We start from the raw sequence: 15,113 nt of genomic DNA on the forward strand, positions 1-15,113 counted from the left end.
TTGCATAGGTTAGGCAGAACACTGTCTAAGGCTGCACCCGTAGCTCTAAACGTAAAGGTTTAGCCACAATTTGGGGACACTGCCACGCCATCAGCATCCGTCGCAGCTGAGAGACCACAAACGGATCTTTGAGTTCTGACGCCTCCATATCTAACATCACCCGTTTGACCCGTCCCCGTTGAATCACCAGCTCAAAGATGAGGGTACCAGCTGGGGGATTGGCCAACTGGAGCTGCTGAAGATGGTGTTTAAGCTGTTTTAGGGCAGCATCATTCAGCCCTTCTGCCTTAACAACTTGCATCTGTTGGGGTGAATCGGAGCCTGCACCGACCTCTGCTGGAGCAGCTCCAGGAAGAACAATTTCATCCGCTGACGCACTGACTGGAGCACTATCAACGGTCTCTGCAACCCCATCGCTACTATCCTGATCGTCAGCAATATAAGGAGACATATAACGCGCCTCATACATAGAATCAGCCTTTGAATCAGCGCTGCTTTCTGCGTCTATGCTGGGAGCAGGCATCGGTGGGGGAGCTGCCTGCTTACTAAATAGGGTAACGTGACGACCTTTAGGCGCAGCACTTCTAGGGGGTGCGGCACGTTTTCTCATGGGTTGTGCTGCAGCCACTGTCCCAAATACCCCTGCATAGCTAACGGCCTCTGGCATAGTCACTGGCACATTCACCGAAACTGAATTATTGGGGTGGGCAACCCGGCTCTCTTCACTCACGGCCACAAATGCGGTGTACTGCGACAACAGCTGATAGACCAGGGCTGTTTCGGTGACCGCCTGTACGCCATGGGTGGTTTCACCACTGACCATTTGATTCATCAGCTCTTTGATGCGCGAGCGTCCCCACAGTTGGGCAATGGCTGGATTCCCGGCTGAGTCAAAGGCAACAGCCAGAGATTGCTTAAACGTTTTTCCCCCGGCTGCTATCCCAGAGATGTGGAGAGTACCTGGCTGTTTATCCGTCTTACGACCAAACAGCATCAGGGGTTGTTCTGCAAACACATCAGGAACGGCCATGGGATAGAGACTGGGTGTCTCGCCAGCGCCTTCCCAATGAGCGGAGAGATTGCCCAATACCGGATTGTTGATTTGGCCAAAGAATTTATCCACAATGCGGTCAATGCCTTCATCATGGCGGACCACCCGGGAAATGCCACGGCCCATTTCTGCTACACGGTTGAGCAGAAAGCGATTGACTGAGCTACCGGCCCCAAAGCTATGGAGGCGAGTCGCTAGGCCCAAAGATTGCTGCACTTCAGCAAAGATTTGGGTTTCGTTGCCAATATAGCCATCGGTCAGCAGCACAATATTGCGAATCCGCTCCGAATTGGGCTGAGGCAAATTGAGTACAGTTTTTAGCCCCCGTAACATCTCGGTCCCACCACCGGCCCGTAGGCGATCAACATAGTTCAGCGCCTGCTGACGGTTACGGGACGTATTTCCCAGGGGCACCTGAGACAGCTGCTGAGTCGTGTTGGCAAAGTTAACAATATTGAACGTATCTTGGGGATGCAGTCCTTCAATAAACCGACGCATCAGCGCCTGACACTGGGCCAGGGGAGCCCCTGACTGAGAGCCGGATGTGTCAATTAAAAACACCATATCCTTAGGAATATAGGCATCGGTGTCGTAGGCCAGGGCCGGAATTAGATACACCGCAAAGTGGCCACCGCGCTCATCGAACTGAGTCAGGAGAGATGTTTGAGTTGTCTCCGTAGCCACCTGGTAGCGCAAAATCAGATCCTTATTGGGGATAGTATCGCCAGGGGCGAGGGTAATCCGGGTCAGGTTTTCTGTTGTATCTACCACGATTTGGTGGGACGGGGATTGCAACTTGGTGCGATCGCATGGGCATTGCCCTGTTTCAGTTTCAATCTGAACGGTGACTTGAATATCGTGGCCCGACCGCATATCTGACGGAATAATTGGTCCATTTAAGCGACTGGCATCAGGGACTAAATCCGTATCTTGATTCAGGGTCATCGGTGCGGCTGCAGAGCCGTGGGTGGTGTCTGCCTCAGCGATGGGATTACCAGGGATGTAGCGTGGCCCCACCACCATGGGAAAGACAAATTCATAGGCCCCCTGTTTGTAGGGCAGCTGGTCGCTGTAGGTGATCACCACCTCGATCGGCTCCCCTGGCAGAATATTGGCCAGGGACTGGGTAAAGATATTGGCTCGCTCCTGCTCTAGCAGTCCGGCGGTTTGCCCCTTTTGCTTAGCCCGTTCATAGATGGCCTGGGCGTCTTCGCGCTTTTCGATACGGCCCTGGATAGTGCGATCGCCCAACCGAATCGTCATCGTATCCACAGCAGCTTCATCCGGTAGTGGAAAAACGTAGGTGGCTTCCAGGGCTGTCGTAAACGGGTTTTCAAAGCTGTGGGTCACCTCCACACGGGAAAGATTGCCACTGATTTGGGCCTTCACATCGGTATGCTTCAGCGGAAATGCCAGGGGTTGGTCCTGCACGTATAAGCCAGCAGTTTTTCGGGGTAACGTTTGTACCATAAGACCTCCAGGAGTTGAACTGACTCCAGATTAGGCAAGCTCACAGGCAAAATATGCTCAGTTTTGGACTCAGTAAATTGATTCAGTAAATTGACTCAGTGACTCAGTGACTCAGTGTATCGCTTCCCTATTCCCTATATGAGGTAGCTCATGGTGATGCGCAGGGTATCTTGGCAGACTGTTGAGGTAACAACAGTAGAGATTGTTTCTGCAATGGCCTTAAACCCTGATTTGCTAAAGACTAGCTTTACTCTCCTAAAGGAAGATCAATCTGCGTTTAGTGACCTTTTCTACAGCACACTCTTTTCGGACTATCCTCAGGTAAAGCCTCTGTTTGCCCATACGAATATGGAGGAGCAACCTAAAAAGTTGTTTGCTTCTCTGGTATTGGTGGTGGAGAATCTTGTTAAACCTGATGTATTAACAGCAGCACTGCAAGGTTTGGGCACTCGTCATATTAAGTATGGAGTACTGCCGGAGCACTACCCGATGGTAGGTGGTACATTACTGAAGTCCATGGAGACTATCTTGCAAGATAATTGGACACCCGAGATTTCAGCTGCCTGGGCGGAGGCCTATGCAGCGATTACTGAAATTATGTTAGAAGGTGCGGATTATCCTGCGGAAATTCTCAATCCTAAAAACACAGTCTCGGTTTAATTTAGATCGTGTCCCTGGCAGGGCAGTGAGCTTGCACCTGCCGTGGGCTTCAGCTACGTTGATGTTTATGAGACTATCCTCGTCTTAAGGGCAGTGAGCCATTTTAAGTGAACCATTTCAGGGGATAAGGCTATGACGTTTTCTGATTCCAGTAACCCCACTATTGATACGTCCCAAGCTCCTAAGGCTGGCTCCCACGTTCCAGCCTGGCACCATCCAATTCTTTCGCCAGAGCATGGGGTGTATGTCGTGCTTTTGGTGTCATTTCTGACGGGAGCAGCGGCAGCACAGCAGTGGACTTGGACGACAACCCTGGTGCTGATCAGTGCCTTTGCTGGCTTTCAGGCGGAACATCCACTGGTGTTACAAATCCGGCAACGGCGTAGTTGGAAGCCTCGTTTTCTGGTTTGGGGTGGGCTATATGGCAGCCTTGCCTTGGGCATTGCGATTTATCTGGCGCTGAAATCCCCCATGCTTTGGTGGCTATATGGGGCTGCGATCGCAACGTTAATTTTAGATGCGATCGCAGTTTTCCAGCGGCAACACCGGTCCATTGCCAATGAACTCCTCACCTTTGCTGCTGTGTGCCTGACGGCACCGTTTGCCTATATCGCCACAACGGGTACTGTCACCGCTGCCATTGTTGGCCTATGGCTGTTAAACACCTGCTTTTTTGGCAGTGCTATCTTCACGGTCAAGCTGCGTAAAACCCGGACAGCAGCATTAATGCCAGGCATTGTGTACCATGCGATCGCTATTCTATCGCTTGCAACACTTTGTTATTGCAATTGGCTGGCTCCCGTTACAGCGTCAGCATTTAGCATAGCGTTACTCAGATTTTGTTTGGTTATCGGCTGGCAAGACTGGTATAAAGCAGCTCAAATTCAGTATGTAGCGAGCCTGGAAACTCTCTCATCTATTCTTTTTCTCGCGATTACGGCGATCTCTCTCCTGCCAGCCCATCTTCCTGCATCAATGTGAAATCTATTCAGTAAGAGAAAAGGGGAACCTGGCATCCCTTTAATCGCCTCTACAAAAACTGGCTGATGGGATTTTTCTCTGCAAAATAATCAACCCTACCTCTGTAGTTATATGCTATTGGTTCACCCACATGGGCGTAAGTCCATCGCTAATTAAGCAATGGTCCATGCTAATTAAGCAATGGTCCATCGCTAATTCAGCAATGGGGTTATAGCCAGAAGGGGCGTGTCAATGCAAGGAGCTGCAATTGTTGGTCTTGAGAATGTGGGTGTTACCTATGGGAACGGTGTCACTGCACTGAAATCTGTATCATTACAGCTCAATCGTGGTGAGTTTGTAGTGGTACTGGGCTTGTCCGGCGCTGGAAAATCAACACTCTTGCGAACGCTTAACCATTTAACGCCCCCAACCCAAGGACGGGTAATGGTTGATGGGATGGGAGAACTGTCCACGCCCCAAGCATTACGGTTGCATCGTCAGCGTACCGGTATGATTTTTCAACAGCATCAGCTGATTGAGCGGCATTCTGCTCTACAGAATGTCCTAATGGGGCGATTGGCTTACCATTCATTTTGGCGTAGCTTATTTCCTCTACCCCAGACAGATCAACGACTTGCCGTAGATTGTTTGAAGCGAGTGGGGTTAATGAATAAGGCGCTTACACCGGTCAAGGCTCTGAGTGGCGGTCAAAAACAGCGTGTTGGTATCGCCCGTGCTTTGGCACAACGGCCCCAGCTCATGTTGGCAGACGAGCCGATTGCCAGCTTAGATCCAACGAGTGCCCATAAGGTGCTGTCTTTACTGCGCACCATTTGTAAAACCGATGGGATTGCCACGTTACTGAGCCTGCATCAGGTGGATTTTGCCAAACAGTATGGCGATCGCATTATTGGCTTAGCCCATGGTCGCGTTATATTTGATGGCCCGCCGTCTGTGCTAGAGCACCACACGTTGGACGAAATCTATACTGACCAGACAATGGCGGTTGTATCGTAGGGGCGATTGGCGAGGGGTGCGATCGCAAGCATGTAATCGCAACCATTTATAAGTTGTTATCTGTTGGAGAAAAACATCATGGTTAGCATCAAGTTGAAACAAGGAATGACCAGTATTGGTTTAATAGGAGTGATTACCTTAGCTGGATGCACTGGTTCAAACTCATCAACCGCCGAGAAAGCGAATCCATCTCAATTAGTTGTTGCCTTATTGCCAGACGAAGACGCCGCTACGATCATCCAAGACAACCAGGGTCTGGTCCAGCATTTAGAAGCAGCCCTAGACAAAGAGATTGAGCTAGTTGTTACCACAGACTATTCATCCATGATCGAAGCCGCAAGTAATGGGAGGTTAGACCTGGCCTATTTTGGTCCCCTATCCTATGTTTTAGCCAAAACCAAGAGTGATCTAGAGCCCTTTGCCGCCCGCCTAAAAGGTGGCTCAACAATGTATACATCCATCATTATTGGCAATGTAGCGGCTGGAGTAGATGAGTTTACTGATATTGAGGGCCAAACCGTTGCTTTAGGCGATCCAGCTTCCACCTCCAGCCGATTATTTCCTGAGTTGACCTTAGCTGAAGCGGGTCTCAAGTCAGGAGAGAATTATGAGGCCGTTTTCTTAGGTGCCCACGATGCCGTTGCCCTGGCTGTACAGAATGGCAATGCCCAAGCAGGGGGCCTGAGCCGTCCCATTTTTGAGTCTTTAGTAGAGGAGGGCACTATTGACCCTGAGAAAGTAACCATTATTGCCGAATCAGAACCCATACCTCAGTATCCCTGGACCATGCGCTCTGATTTAGATCCAGCCCTGAAGGAAAACATTCGCACAGCATTTTTGGAGCTGAATGATGAATCCGTATTGGGACCATTTAAGGCCGATGGATTTGCGGCGATGGAAGACAAAGATTACAACGGCATTCGTAAGGCAGGCGATATTTTGAACTTGGATTTAGGAGAGTTTGTGCAGTGAGTCTTTAACGTTAGGTGTTGGCATTAGCGGTTAGAATCCCTCTGCTTGCAGCACCTCCCCTAAAGGGGAGGACAGTTCTAAACACAATTCCATCACAGGAAGTTCTCCCCTATGACCACCAACAGTCAACCCCCTGACTCTTCTCCACTCAATAGCATCCTGCGACAACACCAACGCAGATGGCTCCGACACACTATACGAGTCTTACTCCTCCTCGGTCTCATCATCATCAGCTTTATCAGTGTCGAACTGTTCAACATCGAACGCATGGCTGACGGCATTCCAGCTATCTTCAAGCTGATGGGGGAGATGTTGCCACCTGACTTTAGCCGTTTTCCCCAGTGGATTGAGCCGATCTTTGACACATTGGCCATGAGCATTGCTGGCACTGCCCTTGCCCTTGGCCTCTCCTTACCCCTGGGGTTACTCGCCGCCAGAAATACTACCCCCCATCCCATTGCCTTGCACAGTGCTCGCACCATTTTGAATATTACCCGTGCCATCCCAGAGCTGATTTTAGGCATGATTTTAGTGGCAGCAGTCGGCTTTGGTAAGCTCCCAGGCACCTTGGCTTTAGGCTTACATTCGGTTGGTATGGTGGGTAAATTCTTTGCTGAAGCCATTGAACTTAGCGACCAGGCCCCAGTCGAAGCCGCCCGCGCCGTAGGTGCAACTGCCCCCCAGGTCATTGTCCATAGCATTTTGCCCCAGGTCTTTCCCCAGATGACCGATGTCACCTTTTATCGCTGGGAATATAACTTCCGAGCATCCATGGTTTTAGGAGCCGTTGGCGCAGGTGGAATTGGGTTAGAAATTATCAGCGCTTTACGTATTCTCAAGTATCAACAGGTCTCAGCATTACTGATCGTGGTGTTAGCGATGGTCACCCTGGTGGATGGCTTCAGCAATTATCTACGCAAAGGCTTTATTGAGTAAGCGCTATAGTTCTGCAAACGCCCCAAAACACCCCCAATTCTCTATTCCCCGCTCCCTAACACCATCGAAATACACCCATCCCAATCGAACACTGCTATAAATTTCTACCCTTTTGCATAATTTGGCTCATTCTCCCCTGAGTTACGGATAACGCACGTTTTCTGATGCTGCTTTATGTAGTGATATTGCAGCTTCAAGGAAAGGCAGCATTAGAGACGAATGACGTAACACACCTAACCGTAATCGAGGAGATTATACCTATGACCGCTCAATGGCGTCGTAAATTTGGCATTGGCTTGATGATTGCAACCGCTAGCGCCTCTTTGCTTATGCAAGGGCGGGTTCAGGCGAATCCAAGTTTGCCATTTACCCTCAACTTTGAGGAGGGCAACCTACAGGGCTGGCAGCAAACGGGAACAGCCTTTGCTAACCAGCCCACCCTGGGCGACAATCCGACTGCTCGCAATCGGGGCCAAGCTTCTCAACACCAGGGGCAATATTGGATTGGCGGTTATGAAAACTATCAAGGACGACCAGGGCAACGTCCGGGAGCAGTGCAGGGAGATAGGCCTCAAGGCACATTGACCTCAGCCAGATTTAGGATTCCCTCGGGGACCTTAAGCTTTTTGGTCGGAGGTGGCAGCAGCCCTCAAACCCGTGTTGAACTGGTGGTCAACGGTCAGCCCCAGTTAATGGCCTCTGGCCAGAATAGTGAGACTATGCAGCGCGTTACCTGGGATTTAACCCCCTATGCTGGCAGAGCTGGCGTGATTCGCATTGTGGATGAATCGTCTAGTGGTTGGGGGCACATCAATGTAGATGATTTTCGCTTTAGTCAAGGGTTAACAGACTCACCCCAGGTAGACTCACCTCAGACAACCCAAAACCTATCTGGGCAGTGGCGAGGAAATGATGGGGGTACCTATTACCTCAACCAGATTGGTAACACTCTTTGGTGGTACGGCGAAAGTGGTGATGGTGGCTCAACCTGGACCAATGTCTTCCACGGTACAATTCAGGGAAATCGGGTGGTTGGAGAATGGTCGGATGTGCCCAAGGGCCGCATTAACCAGTCCGGTGACATGGAATTGCAGATTGACTCAGCTGGACGATTGAGCGCCACTCGTAAAACTGGGGGATTTGGTGGCAGCGTCTGGACAAGATAATGACGTAGCCTGAGTAGGCTTTGCAGGGCTGGCACGAGGCGCAGCCCCTACGAGATTATCTTTGTTGATTGTAGGGAAATATTTTTGATTTCTCCTGTTGCGTCTAACTCCTCTAAGCCTTCTCTACCATTCTGCTGAAGAGACTCTTTTGTCGTGTTATAGACTTCTATAAACGTACGAAAAGATTCTTGGGAGATGCGATCGCATGCCAAATCATCCAGCACACGCTGCAGTACCCGCTCCATTTGCTGCGAACTGTCTTGGTGAGATAGGGTATCGGCCTGATGAATCACCACCAGGTCCTGAATATACTGGGCCGTTAGATGTTGCTGGATAGACTGATGGTGCTGTGCTTTGGCTTCTATATCCCGTTCAATTTTCTCACAGGCTGTTTTATAGGCTTCGTTAAATGTACGAAATGCTTCTTGGGAGATATCTTCATCCACTAACCGTTTTGCAGCCCGGTCAAAAATTTGATACAGCATACTCTGCCGTTCTTCCAGGGTTTGCTCAGGAGCAGCGTCGTCATCGTCATCCATAACTTTGATCACATCGTTGATGTAGCCTTCACAGAGGCTTTTACCACGTTTTTCAGCTCGCGATCGCAACTCCCAAATCCAGGATGCAATGGGTACAACAATAGATAACAACAATGCCAAAAAATCAAAGTTCCTTGCAACAAAAGACGGATTTGTTTTGGTTTGCTTATAGGCTGCAACGGCTCCAGGGTGAATAGGAATGCCAAAACTGCTGCTAGGCCGACCAATGTTGGCCACCAATGGTTTCACCTCAACCGTATCCCGTGAAATAGCGTTCGAAATCTCTTGATGATGATCCTTCAGAATGGTTGCGATCGCTTGCACCACCCGCTTATTCGTCTGCTTACTGGCATACAACATCTTATACACACCCACGGTGGGAATATCCTTGGGGGGCACGATGGGGAAACTACCGTGATAGGTCCCCTTAGGGATGGTCGCCGCCTTAAATGCCGGGTGCTTAATCTTCATGGCTGAGACTTGTTCAATGGGCAATAAGCGTCCCCGGTGATATTGCACCATATCCTGAATAATCCAGTTACCAGGAGCCCGCACCCGAAAAATTGCATCCACCCGATCCGTCTCAAAGGCAAAGGCCGCTTCGTCATCATCCACCCCAACAAAATCAAAGTCTTCAGCCGTCAGATCAAAATGGTTGGCAACTTCTAAAAATGATAGAAACTGCCCACTCTCTCGCTGTACACCAATACGTTGCCCTCTGAGATCTGTAAACTCGTCGATACTGCTTTTATCCTGTACCAGTAGCTGGAATAAATCCCGATAAAGCGTGGCAACAGCTTGGGCTTTGGGACCAGGGGTAATGTCAGATTGCACCGTAATCAGCTCAGCTTCTCCGGCGTCTAACCGGTTGATATTATCGACAGAGCCTACGGTTTCTAATAAATCCAGACGAATATTGGGATGATAATTTTCAACCACCTGTTTGATGGCCTTACCCAGGATATAGCTTTCTCCCCCAGAGCCACCCACAGCAAAATTGACATGATAAATTGGCCGATGGGTGACATTAAAACTGACCGAATGCCACAGGTCGACAGCCGTAAAACCAAACCATACTGTCAGAGCCATCACCAGAAATAGCCGCAGCAAAATCGTCAGTTGATCCAGGGGCTTAAACAGGCGATCGTTTAACAGCTTGAGCAACTGATCTAGCTGGCGATCAATCCAGTTTTGCTTCTCAGGTGTTTCAGGCTGAGACATCAAGAATACCTGCTGTACATTGGGTCTATTATGGCTATTTGGCCAGCAATCGGCGAGTCTGGCCTAAGGTATACAGTAGAACTTCTTATGGCCCCAAAAACATTTGAAGCAGAGCAATTTGATGCTGTCGTGTGTAGTGAAGAAACGATGGCCTATATACGGAATGGCAAAAAGAGTATTCCCTATCCGGGAATGTTAGTAATCGATTCAAAGGCTGTAGTACGCATGGATTAAAGGCCATTATTAGCGATCTCAACCAACACTAAAGCATCAAAATTTAAGACGGAATGATGAATAAACTTTAAATAGATCAAAGCGAACTTAAAAATGGTGACTATACTTAAGTTCTTAGATTGAATTGTCAACTTTACGACCTAATCGTCACGATTTTGGAGCTTAGGCAGAGGTTTTTCCGCCTAGGGTATCATGCTGGGAACATAGATGATCTTTTTCTCTAAGAGCTAACTAGCTAGCCCAATTTCTAGTAAGTTTTCAAGCTTATGCTAAGGGGTTTAGACAAGCAAACAAGCCAATAGAAAGTGTTTTTCAGAAGCCGAATAGTCAACGATTGCGCGAATTGTAGACACTCTGCAGACACTCTACGCAGACACTCTGCAAAAAGATGTCTGTCAACCGTAATATATAATGTCGTGGGAGAAAAACCATGGTGCGACTAGATACAAAACGAGCAAAAAGAATCACGTCAGCGACAAGAAGCTCCAAGTTGAATGGTCATGATAAGGAAAAGATTGGTCTTACTTTTTTAAATAGCGTTCATCCTGCTATTAAACAACAGTTAGCTGATGCAACTGACCTAAAAACTTTTCTTGAGACGGCTGCTGGTGTCTTAAGTCTCGATAAACGTAAACAAATCGTTGAACAAGCTCTCATTCTTTTTGAGGATAATTTTGTTCATTTGCCTTTAAAGGAATCGATGCATGGGGTCAATCCTATTCAAAAACTGCGTCTAATCAAACATCGCCTTGAACAAGAAACGGATGCCGAATTAGAGAGTGAACTGACATTTCACAGTGAAATATTGGATATTTTCAACTCTGTTCGGGATCTACATACAAACTATCTTTTACCTTTTCCATTTGCAGGCAAGATTGCTTTCTTACCCTTCCAGATTGAAGAATATTTTGAAAACGGTGAGCCACATTATATTGCCACTCACTTTGTTCAGGGATTCTCGCATCCACACTTTAAGACGGGTGTAGAAATCAAGCTTTGGAATGGGGTGCCGATTGGTCGCGCCATTGCATTATCTGGAGATTTACATGCAGGCAGTAATTTAGCAGCCCGCCATGTTCGTGGAATTGATGGACTCACTATTCGTCCTTTAGTACGTTCATTACCACCAGACGCGTTGTGGGTTGTGATTGGTTACACCGATCTTGACGGTATTGATCGCGAAATTAAGCAAGATTGGATTGTGACGTCCTCCCCGCCAACGTTTGTTGAGGCTAATGCAGATTCATTGAGTACAAGCGCAGCTTCTCAGGGGATTGATTTAGAAGCTCATATCACTCAAGAAACAAAGAAAATGCTGTTTGCGCCAGAAGTACTGGCAGCAGAAACGAAAGAAACCAAACTATCCACCCAAAAAGCGGTTGCCGGGCAGACAGTGCCAACCACCATGGGTAGTGTTTTCCACGCAAAAAGTGTGAACACAACCTTTGGAGAGTTTGGACACATTCGGATCTTTACGTTTAGTGTGAATGATCCAGGGGCATTTATTCACGAGTTTATTCGGTTAGTTGAATTACTACCGCAGAATGGTTTAATTCTGGATGTTCGGGGCAATGGGGGGGGGCACATTTGGGCCAGTGAAGGCCTGCTACAGGTGCTAACGCCTGTCGATATAGCACCACAGCCTACTCAGTTTGTTAATACGTCTCTCAACCTACGTATTTGTCAGCGACATGAAACCAATCCCACCGGTCAAATTGACCTTGGAGCTTGGGTACCTTCAATTCGTCGTTCAGTAAAAACGGGTGCTGTCTACTCAGGTGGTTTTCCCATTACGCCCGTTGATTTTGCCAATCAAATCGGCCAGAGATATCACGGCCCCGTAGTACTGATCACCGATGCCCGTTGTTACAGTGCAACCGATATTTTTGCAGCAGGCTTCCAAGATCATGACATTGGCCATGTACTTGGCATCGATGATAATACGGGAGCGGGCGGTGCCAATGTTTGGACCCATGGTCTGTTGCAAGCATTATTACGCTTTCCTAGTCCACCGGATGATGGAACACCCTATGAGGACTTACCCGGCGGGGCTAATATGCGGGTTGCTATCCGCCGTACCCTCCGGGTTGGCAAACAAGCAGGTACCCCGGTGGAAGATTTAGGGATCACACCAGATTCCCGCTACCACATAACAAAGAATGATTTGCTATTAGGCAATATCGATCTCCTTAACAAGGCTGGAGAGATCCTATCGAGGATGTCTGTGCGTAGGTTGAATGTGACAACTACGTTGAATCAAAACACGCTTACCCTTCAAGTAGAAACCCTGGGGCTTACCCGTGTTGACATCTATGTTGATGGTCGTCCGATTGAGAGTTTCGAAGTTACAGACGGTATTCAGTCCATTGAAGTCTCTCTACCAGCTGGAGCAATGCTATTAGAGTTGGCAGGTTTCAACGCGAATGAATACGTGGCATCCAGGATGTTAGACCTTTAGTCTCTGTTGCTTAGAGACTGTATAAGCCAGAGGAGTATGCTCTATTGTCAGTAGCATACTCCTTTGTAGATAGCTCCCCATCGAGCTATACCAAAAGCTGCTCTTTTAGGCCACTCTCACCTTCTTCGTCAAAATCGCCATCACCTCATTAGGCCGTCCAGTAGACATAGGCTTACTCCAATCATTGGGTTCAGCATAATGCTTACTATGCAGCTCTTGGATAGTCCGGTGCACACTGGTAAGGCTACCAAAGAGCATATGGCGAACAATCTCAAACTGATGTTCAGCTAGCGGTTCTGAAGCAGGCGGAACTGTGGGCGCAGTTGCCCCCTTGGTTGGATCGGTCAGCATCAGCTGTAATCTCCGAAATAGTAATGATCAAAAACTTGCGCCAGGAGTACACCTGATCGCATAACTTATTTTGACCGCTAACCGGACACAAGTCAAACAACTATTGTTGTTCTGACAACATTTTCTGGAAATTGGATTGTTTAGCAATCAGTTCTAGAAATTTTGTTTTTGAGCGATCGGGATCATAGACGCCGTTTTCCCATTCGCTAACCGTTTGTCGACGCACACCTAACTCTTGGGCAAATTGGGCTTGGGTCAGGCTCATGTGCTTACGCAGGGCCTTAATGGCATCCTGTTGCCAAACAACAGCCCCATCCTTTTTCTGAATGTTGTATTCTGCCTGAAATTTACGAAAGGTAACTGTTTGTTGCGCTAGATCAACAGTTTCGATGTGATAGCCAGCATGAACCCAGGCTTTGGCCTGAAGGGCGCTGGAACTATCACGATTGCTCCACCAATTTTTTTTGTTAAATGCTGAAGTGGGCAAGGTGTTATCCAACACCGCTTCGATTTTGGCAAATGTAAGCGTAATTGCATCCTCGTTGCATTTTTGCAAATGCTCAAACAGCGGATAGTATTTGCTACCAGGTTTGATGGTCATTGAGGAAGGGGTGGTGAATTAGTTGTGGCTAACCATAGGGTATTAAATCTGGTCGGGGTCTTCTCCGAGTTCCCGTAGTCGAGCAGCCAGGCGCTCGGCCTTTTCTTCTGGGGTTAGGTAGCGTTTGCCTTAGGTATCTAACCAGCCAAGTAGTTCTTGCTGAATGCCACCTGCTGTGCCTTGATAGCGGTCAATGGCTAGGTTGATTTCGGGCATCCAGAATGGTTCGCCTAGCTGTAGTTGATAGATGTTATCTATTAATTTGTAAAGCTCGAATGGGATATCGTCTGAGTCGGGTAACTCAGTGCTAGGGGGTAGATAGGTTCTGCGGTCGGATTGAACCATGGAGGACGGTGACAACTTATCTCCTATGATAAGCGATGCTTTGAGCGGTGTTAGGAAAGGTTTGCTCATATCCACCAGGCCATGTGACTCCGGTCAGTCCTCTAATCGTCGTTTTGAGGACCATGGATTTTATTAATTTCTCCTCTCTTAATGTCTAACTAGCTAGGCGCAAATCCATCTCGATAGGTAGCTCTATCTGCTCGTTTGCAGTGAACCGTTTAGAGAAAAATAAGATTTCCAGATTCTCTATTGCACCTGACTCTGGATTGAGGCGAGCGATGATTTCATCACCAATTTCTTCGGATTCTTGCTGTGGGTAGGGAGGGCATTGATCGATATACAAAATATCGCCTTCTTGGTCGTAACGAAAGACTAAGCGTCGGTCGGCCATATTTTTTCACCTCCTGAAAGTCTACGAGCTGTATAGGCTGTGATAATCCAGTGCCTTACAGGATCATTATCGCTAATGGTAACTACAACCAGGTAACGGCCTGTGCGAATTGTTTCAAACCATTTGGAAAATAGTAAGGATTTTTCATCCCGAGTACTTTGACGAATTTGATCGGGATTGCTAAGGGTTTCTGCTAATTGAGTTGAATAGTCGGGCAAAGTGCCTGGATGACGATCAATGATGTGCTGCTCTCGTTCGTCACTGAGTTCAATGTCAGCATTTAAATATGGGCAATAGAATGAACAGCTCATTGCCTCTAAAGTGATTAGATTAAGTTAGTTTACATCCACTGAAGCCTTATCTATCAAGCTTCGTTTATATTTGGGTAGCTTAATTGATAATGCAAACTTTTAACTAGCCAGGGTCAGATAAATTATGGAAAATATCCCATTTTTGGTTACTCAACCCGATGAAGAGGTGGATGACGATGTCAAAGGCTTGTTTTCATTGGATAGGGACGTCGTTGCACGGGATATTCCAGTTGAAAAGCTTCGTGAAAATTTGAATAACGTGTGCCAGAGTGTAGCATCAGCACTTGGTGATATTAAGAAAGTTGGTGACTTTAAGTTAAAGGAGGTTGAAATTCAGGTAGAAGTCACTGCTGAGGGTGGTGTCGAGCTGATTGGTACGGCTAAATTGGGTGGCAAAGGTGCAATTACGTTAACGTTTTCGGAGTAGTGA

16 protein-coding genes are annotated in these 15,113 nt (G+C 47.9%); 9 read left to right on the top strand and 7 right to left on the bottom strand.

Annotation, left to right across the window (positions count from 1 at the left end; translation table 11 throughout):
- Window positions 1-25 precede the first annotated feature (25 nt).
- Window positions 26-2,521: a VIT domain-containing protein gene (locus SPB21_RS10080; protein ID WP_499866460.1), complete on the bottom strand. Its 2,496-nt coding sequence runs from the start codon at window positions 2,519-2,521 to the stop codon at window positions 26-28.
- 150 nt (window positions 2,522-2,671) lie between these two features.
- Here SPB21_RS10080 and SPB21_RS10085 point away from each other — a divergent pair, with 150 nt between their 5' ends.
- The 6 genes from SPB21_RS10085 (at window position 2,672) to SPB21_RS10110 (ending at window position 8,232) form a co-directional block, all read left to right on the top strand.
- Window positions 2,672-3,181, top strand: coding sequence for a globin family protein (locus SPB21_RS10085; protein WP_499866461.1), 510 nt, complete (start codon window positions 2,672-2,674; stop codon window positions 3,179-3,181).
- Window positions 3,182-3,313: 132 nt separating this feature from the next.
- Window positions 3,314-4,162: a YwiC-like family protein gene (locus SPB21_RS10090; RefSeq protein WP_250565563.1), complete on the top strand. Its 849-nt coding sequence runs from the start codon at window positions 3,314-3,316 to the stop codon at window positions 4,160-4,162.
- A 231-nt stretch (window positions 4,163-4,393) separates the two neighbouring features.
- Window positions 4,394-5,158, top strand: a complete 765-nt coding sequence (phnC, locus tag SPB21_RS10095; protein WP_250565139.1) for a phosphonate ABC transporter ATP-binding protein — start codon at window positions 4,394-4,396, stop codon at window positions 5,156-5,158.
- A gap of 78 nt (window positions 5,159-5,236) precedes the next feature.
- Window positions 5,237-6,130, top strand: a complete 894-nt coding sequence (gene phnD / locus SPB21_RS10100; protein WP_163669486.1) for a phosphate/phosphite/phosphonate ABC transporter substrate-binding protein — start codon at window positions 5,237-5,239, stop codon at window positions 6,128-6,130.
- A 111-nt stretch (window positions 6,131-6,241) separates the two neighbouring features.
- A complete protein-coding gene (phnE, locus tag SPB21_RS10105; protein WP_163696177.1) occupies window positions 6,242-7,066 on the top strand; it encodes a phosphonate ABC transporter, permease protein PhnE in 825 nt (274 codons plus the stop codon).
- Between the two features lie 260 nt (window positions 7,067-7,326).
- Window positions 7,327-8,232: a hypothetical protein gene (locus SPB21_RS10110; RefSeq protein ID WP_163669482.1), complete on the top strand. Its 906-nt coding sequence runs from the start codon at window positions 7,327-7,329 to the stop codon at window positions 8,230-8,232.
- A gap of 47 nt (window positions 8,233-8,279) precedes the next feature.
- Here SPB21_RS10110 and SPB21_RS10115 read toward each other — a convergent pair whose 3' ends face one another.
- Window positions 8,280-9,992 (bottom strand): TAXI family TRAP transporter solute-binding subunit, encoded by a 1,713-nt coding sequence (locus SPB21_RS10115; protein WP_499058428.1) that lies wholly within the window; start codon window positions 9,990-9,992, stop codon window positions 8,280-8,282.
- A gap of 87 nt (window positions 9,993-10,079) precedes the next feature.
- Here SPB21_RS10115 and SPB21_RS10120 point away from each other — a divergent pair, with 87 nt between their 5' ends.
- Both SPB21_RS10120 and SPB21_RS10125 read left to right on the top strand, forming a co-directional pair.
- Window positions 10,080-10,226 (top strand): hypothetical protein, encoded by a 147-nt coding sequence (locus tag SPB21_RS10120; RefSeq protein WP_499866462.1) that lies wholly within the window; start codon window positions 10,080-10,082, stop codon window positions 10,224-10,226.
- 430 nt (window positions 10,227-10,656) lie between these two features.
- Window positions 10,657-12,684, top strand: coding sequence for a S41 family peptidase (locus tag SPB21_RS10125; protein ID WP_499866463.1), 2,028 nt, complete (start codon window positions 10,657-10,659; stop codon window positions 12,682-12,684).
- 105 nt (window positions 12,685-12,789) lie between these two features.
- Here SPB21_RS10125 and SPB21_RS10130 read toward each other — a convergent pair whose 3' ends face one another.
- The 5 genes from SPB21_RS10130 to SPB21_RS10150 form a co-directional block, all read right to left on the bottom strand.
- Window positions 12,790-13,035 carry a hypothetical protein gene (locus SPB21_RS10130; RefSeq protein ID WP_499866464.1) on the bottom strand — a complete coding sequence of 82 codons (246 nt, stop codon included), beginning with the start codon at window positions 13,033-13,035 and terminating at the stop codon, window positions 12,790-12,792.
- Window positions 13,036-13,135: 100 nt separating this feature from the next.
- Entirely contained in the window at window positions 13,136-13,636 is a 501-nt protein-coding gene (locus SPB21_RS10135; RefSeq protein WP_499866465.1) for a helix-turn-helix domain-containing protein, read from the bottom strand.
- Window positions 13,637-13,765: 129 nt separating this feature from the next.
- The gene (locus SPB21_RS10140; RefSeq protein WP_499866466.1) at window positions 13,766-14,050 is read right to left on the bottom strand and encodes a hypothetical protein; all 285 of its coding nucleotides are present in this window, start codon (window positions 14,048-14,050) and stop codon (window positions 13,766-13,768) included.
- Between the two features lie 85 nt (window positions 14,051-14,135).
- Window positions 14,136-14,372, bottom strand: a complete 237-nt coding sequence (locus SPB21_RS10145) for a DUF2283 domain-containing protein (protein WP_499866467.1) — start codon at window positions 14,370-14,372, stop codon at window positions 14,136-14,138.
- Entirely contained in the window at window positions 14,354-14,683 is a 330-nt protein-coding gene (locus tag SPB21_RS10150) for a hypothetical protein (protein WP_499866468.1), read from the bottom strand. The genes SPB21_RS10145 and SPB21_RS10150 overlap by 19 nt, the downstream gene beginning before the upstream one ends.
- Before the next feature lie 124 nt (window positions 14,684-14,807).
- On the opposite strand from SPB21_RS10150, the gene SPB21_RS10155 reads away from it, so the two are divergent.
- The gene (locus tag SPB21_RS10155; protein ID WP_006514213.1) at window positions 14,808-15,110 is read left to right on the top strand and encodes a Pepco domain-containing protein; all 303 of its coding nucleotides are present in this window, start codon (window positions 14,808-14,810) and stop codon (window positions 15,108-15,110) included.
- The last annotated feature ends 3 nt before the right edge of the window (window positions 15,111-15,113 follow it).

Origin of the sequence: Leptothoe sp. ISB3NOV94-8A, assembly GCF_043421595.1 — a bacterium.
In the GTDB taxonomy this organism is placed as follows: domain Bacteria; phylum Cyanobacteriota; class Cyanobacteriia; order Phormidesmidales; family Phormidesmidaceae; genus Leptothoe; species Leptothoe turfae.

What these genes read in the sequence shown, in the direction of transcription:
- SPB21_RS10110 (WP_163669482.1), top strand. Translation starts at nt 7,327, where the DNA reads ATGACCGCTCAATGGCGTCGTAAATTTGGCATTGGCTTGATGATTGCA.
- SPB21_RS10125 (WP_499866463.1), top strand. Translation starts at nt 10,657, where the DNA reads ATGGTGCGACTAGATACAAAACGAGCAAAAAGAATCACGTCAGCGACA.
- phnE (WP_163696177.1), top strand. Translation starts at nt 6,242, where the DNA reads ATGACCACCAACAGTCAACCCCCTGACTCTTCTCCACTCAATAGCATC.
- SPB21_RS10130 (WP_499866464.1), bottom strand. Translation starts at nt 13,035, where the DNA reads ATGCTGACCGATCCAACCAAGGGGGCAACTGCGCCCACAGTTCCGCCT.
- SPB21_RS10135 (WP_499866465.1), bottom strand. Translation starts at nt 13,636, where the DNA reads ATGACCATCAAACCTGGTAGCAAATACTATCCGCTGTTTGAGCATTTG.
- SPB21_RS10145 (WP_499866467.1), bottom strand. Translation starts at nt 14,372, where the DNA reads ATGGCCGACCGACGCTTAGTCTTTCGTTACGACCAAGAAGGCGATATT.
- SPB21_RS10090 (WP_250565563.1), top strand. Translation starts at nt 3,314, where the DNA reads ATGACGTTTTCTGATTCCAGTAACCCCACTATTGATACGTCCCAAGCT.
- SPB21_RS10085 (WP_499866461.1), top strand. Translation starts at nt 2,672, where the DNA reads ATGGTGATGCGCAGGGTATCTTGGCAGACTGTTGAGGTAACAACAGTA.
- SPB21_RS10080 (WP_499866460.1), bottom strand. Translation starts at nt 2,521, where the DNA reads ATGGTACAAACGTTACCCCGAAAAACTGCTGGCTTATACGTGCAGGAC.
- phnC (WP_250565139.1), top strand. Translation starts at nt 4,394, where the DNA reads ATGCAAGGAGCTGCAATTGTTGGTCTTGAGAATGTGGGTGTTACCTAT.
- SPB21_RS10155 (WP_006514213.1), top strand. Translation starts at nt 14,808, where the DNA reads ATGGAAAATATCCCATTTTTGGTTACTCAACCCGATGAAGAGGTGGAT.
- SPB21_RS10115 (WP_499058428.1), bottom strand. Translation starts at nt 9,992, where the DNA reads ATGTCTCAGCCTGAAACACCTGAGAAGCAAAACTGGATTGATCGCCAG.
- SPB21_RS10120 (WP_499866462.1), top strand. Translation starts at nt 10,080, where the DNA reads ATGGCCCCAAAAACATTTGAAGCAGAGCAATTTGATGCTGTCGTGTGT.
- SPB21_RS10150 (WP_499866468.1), bottom strand. Translation starts at nt 14,683, where the DNA reads ATGAGCTGTTCATTCTATTGCCCATATTTAAATGCTGACATTGAACTC.
- SPB21_RS10140 (WP_499866466.1), bottom strand. Translation starts at nt 14,050, where the DNA reads ATGAGCAAACCTTTCCTAACACCGCTCAAAGCATCGCTTATCATAGGA.
- phnD (WP_163669486.1), top strand. Translation starts at nt 5,237, where the DNA reads ATGGTTAGCATCAAGTTGAAACAAGGAATGACCAGTATTGGTTTAATA.